The organism is Gordonia sp. i37, from assembly GCF_002043085.1.
GTDB lineage: Bacteria > Actinomycetota > Actinomycetes > Mycobacteriales > Mycobacteriaceae > Gordonia > Gordonia polyisoprenivorans.
In genome coordinates this window covers 1-3522 of sequence record NZ_MVPX01000643.1, presented here as the reverse complement: position 1 = coordinate 3522, position 3522 = coordinate 1, and the positions used below count along the sequence as shown (strand labels likewise).

The following is a 3522-nucleotide window of genomic DNA, read 5'->3' as shown; positions in this document are numbered from 1 at the left end:
AAGCGTGAGACGTCAACGATGTCCCGACGACACGACGTCAAGCATGTCCCGAGCCCTTACACGTCACATCCGGGAACATCGCCACGACACCGGCCGGCGTTCGATCGCCCTTGTTCAGCCGGTCGGACGGTTCGACCATTCACAAGCCGCAGTTCACGTCGCGTAGCGGTCTCCTAGCAACCCGCCGCTTCAGCACTGCAACCTCGAACTATGACGCGCCGGCCGGGGAGCAGTGCTGGCCTGAGGATTCTGACAAGTTAGTGAGAACCCACAGGTGACAAGATCATGAGAAACCCCAGTTCGCGACTGACAAAGAGGATGAGATCCTACACGGGCGCGTTTGTGTGCCGACCCGGCCGATGTGTGTCCTGCAGGACACGCATTCCCGAAGTCGACCCACATTCAGGGATCGACCCGCCCTCCGACGCTGCTCGAGGCAGGTCGGGGAGGCCGACAGCGTGGAGGACTCACTTCCCGAACGCCCACCGGACCATCAGCGAGAGTTCCGTATTCCAGAACGCCCCACCGTGCGATCCGTCCCGCTCATGCATGACGACGTCCGCTCCGGCTCCGTGAAGTGCGGTCGCCCATCGCGCAGCGTTCTCGAGGAAGAACGATTCCGAGGTGCCCGCGACGAGATACACGCGCGGCAGTTGGACCGGCATGGTCACGGGCGAACGGTAACCGGCACCGGGCGACGCGCCGAGCGCCACGCCGTAGATCGACGGGTGCCGAAGCCCGAGAGCCAGCGCCAATTCGGCCCCGGCGGAGACTCCGAACACGGCAGTCCGCGCCGGCGGCAGGTCCACACCGAACCGCGACCCCACCCATCGTCGTACGTCGCCGACGAAGAACCTCTCATGCGCGGCGAACCGTTCCGGCGCGATCGGCGGCGAATACTCCTGCAGACGCACCGTTTCATCAGCCGATCGGTGCGTTCCGACCACCATGGTGGATTCGGCGGTGCCCGCGTCGAGCGCTTGCACCCGACGCCGGGTCGACTGACCATCGCCGGCGAAAACGATGGCCTCCGGCCTCGCCGGCGGGATATACACCGCGACGGGCCGGACACCATCGTAATCAATTGTCTCGGTTGCGAATTCGCCAGCCATTGCAGCGTCGATCGTCTCATCGTCCATCGTCACCCCTTGCCAGAGGCAAACGTGTGCCGACCTGGCATCTGTGCGTCCTGCAGGACACACATCCCCGAAGTCGACACACATCCAGGAGATCGACGCGCCACCTCAAAACAACGTCCCCTGACCCGAACCCCGCGCGGAGCGTCGACGCGGGACCGGCGGAGGTGATACAGCAGGCCCATCCGCCATCTCCATACCGATCCAGCAGCACACCACGTCGCAGACGTAGTCGAGTTCCGCGGCCGTCAGCGCGCGTCCCGTCGCGATCCCGTGCAGTCGGTAAAGGCAACCCCGACAACAGGTTCCGGTGGCGTGCTGCGCACGGAACACCGGGTGACCACCCCACGGCGTCTGTTTTCCGTCGTTGCGCGGATATGCCGGGGCAAGTCGGGCACCCAGCAGATCGGCGGGGTGAATTCGAATGAGCTTCATGCCGTCTCGGGCGACGATGGCCCGCTCGTGGCGTCGCAGATGAAAGCGGGAGCGGAACCGATAGCCGGTGATCCGCTGCACGACGGCGCGGACCTCCTCGGTTGGCTGCTCATGCATGGGACCAGGTTAGAGGCGCGTGACGTCAATGGCTTCGGCTCGATGGTTGATCCGGCTCAGAACCGACGCGATATTGCCGTCACAATCTCCGATTGGCGTCAATTCGTCCGATCGGCAAAGCCTTCGGGCAACGCTCCCGGTGCCACCGAAATCACCGACTCGTCGTCGGCGCCGACGAATTCGAACAAGGTGATCCGGGCGAACTCGGGCACGACGAATATCGGATAGGTGGGCCCGGCGTCGCGCAGGGCGCGCATCTCGTCGAGGTGGTCGTTCTGGAACACGACGGTGGCGGAGCCGTTCTCCTCGACCCATCGTGGGAAGAAGATCGTTCCGTGCAGTCTGCGCTTTCCCGGCAGGACGTTGACGACGACGCTCGTTCCGGTTGGCTCGTTCCAGGACACCTTGTACACGTCGTCGTCGAGCTGCACGAGGTCGACGCGTTGATCCTTCACCCACCGACCACCCACCATCCCTGAATGAATGCGGTAGTCGATCGTCGACGCGTTCTTCACGTACATCTCGTACTGCCACCCATTGGCGTAGGTGTAGATGAAGCGATGCCCGACGAGTCCGGACAGGTCCTGGATCGGCTCGTTGTTGCTCATGGTGCCGATTGTGCCCGCGTCCATCCAAGGCCCTTCCCACCCCGGGGACGACGCCTCCGAGTAAACGGACTAGAGTCCTGTTAGACCTATCGTTAGGAAGGTGAACCACCCATGCCTCGTACCTCGAAGAATTCCCGGGCACTCGATGCCGGCCTGCTGACCCTGCGCGTCGCGGTCGGGGCCACGCTGTTCGCCCACGGCACCCAGAAACTCGCCGGATGGTTCGGCGGCCCCGGCATCGACGGCACCGCCGCCGGGATGGAGAAGATGGGCTTCGAGCCGGCCAAGCCGTCGGCGGTGGCCGCCGGCATCAGTGAGGCCGCGGGCGGACTCGTCGTGCTCGGTGCGGGCACCCGGGTCGCGGCGGCCGTCGGCACCGCAGCGATGATCGCCGCCGCCGACGTCCACCGCCCGAGCGGATTCTTCTCGCAGAACGGCGGTTTCGAGTATCCCGCGGTTCTCGGATTGTCCTCTGCTGCAATCGTTCTGACCGGCCCGGGGCGCTACTCGCTGGACGCCGTCGTCAAGCACCCGCTCGCGCACGAGAAGGTCGGTGTCGCCGCGCTGCTGGCATCGGTCGGCGGCGCCTTCGGCGTCCTCTCACGCCGCAAGAAGGCTCTGGCCGCACAGTCGGCCTGAGCCCGCCGTCAGATCACCGTGAACCGCACGGTGCACGTCACCGGCGCAACCGGCACCAACCCCTTGGGTTGAGCGCTGATCGACACGTCGAGCGGGCCCACCCCGGGGTGGAGGTAGAGCGTCGGCATGCTCGACATGTCGGCGAACGGCATCAGTAGCTGGTACCGCTGGATCGAGTCGGAGAATCGTTGCGTTCCGTGCTGTCCGGTCACCGGATTGCGCCAGGTGAGGGTGCCGCCGGCCGAGTAGGGGGCGATGAACGTCACCGGCTTGGTCAAGTACAGCGTCACACTGTTGTGGACGATCGGTTTCTGGGTCTGCTGAGCGTGGATTCCCACGGTGTATGGCAGATCGACGATGTTGGGACTGACGCCCTGACAGGTGCGGTCATCGAGCCGGCCGAAGGTGTCGTCGGCCGACGCGGTCCCCGCGTCGGCCAGCATTCCCGCCGCAGACGCGACCGTGAGCGCTCCGGCTACCAGCCGGTTTCTCCATGTGCTGTTCATGCGCTGAGTATCGGCTGCGGCTTCACGATCGTTAACTCGACTAATCGAATCGTGATCCCGTCGTTCCCGAGACGCGGCCCG

5 protein-coding genes are annotated in these 3522 nt (G+C 65.0%); 1 reads left to right on the top strand and 4 read right to left on the bottom strand.

What is annotated here, in order from left to right; translation table 11 throughout:
* Positions 1-467: 467 nt before the first annotated feature.
* From B1964_RS29150 to B1964_RS29140, 3 genes are all read right to left on the bottom strand, one after another.
* Positions 468-1139, bottom strand: a complete 672-nt coding sequence (locus B1964_RS29150) for an alpha/beta hydrolase-fold protein (protein WP_079932272.1) — start codon at positions 1137-1139, stop codon at positions 468-470.
* 105 nt (positions 1140-1244) lie between these two features.
* The gene (locus B1964_RS29145; RefSeq protein WP_079932271.1) at positions 1245-1688 is read right to left on the bottom strand and encodes a DUF4186 domain-containing protein; all 444 of its coding nucleotides are present in this window, start codon (positions 1686-1688) and stop codon (positions 1245-1247) included.
* A 98-nt stretch (positions 1689-1786) separates the two neighbouring features.
* Positions 1787-2305: a phenolic acid decarboxylase gene (locus tag B1964_RS29140; RefSeq protein WP_290440754.1), complete on the bottom strand. Its 519-nt coding sequence runs from the start codon at positions 2303-2305 to the stop codon at positions 1787-1789.
* A 102-nt stretch (positions 2306-2407) separates the two neighbouring features.
* Here B1964_RS29140 and B1964_RS29135 point away from each other — a divergent pair, with 102 nt between their 5' ends.
* Positions 2408-2935 carry a DoxX family protein gene (locus tag B1964_RS29135; RefSeq protein WP_006369935.1) on the top strand — a complete coding sequence of 176 codons (528 nt, stop codon included), beginning with the start codon at positions 2408-2410 and terminating at the stop codon, positions 2933-2935.
* 8 nt (positions 2936-2943) lie between these two features.
* Here B1964_RS29135 and B1964_RS29130 read toward each other — a convergent pair whose 3' ends face one another.
* Positions 2944-3441: a hypothetical protein gene (locus B1964_RS29130; protein ID WP_079932269.1), complete on the bottom strand. Its 498-nt coding sequence runs from the start codon at positions 3439-3441 to the stop codon at positions 2944-2946.
* Positions 3442-3522: the final 81 nt, after the last annotated feature.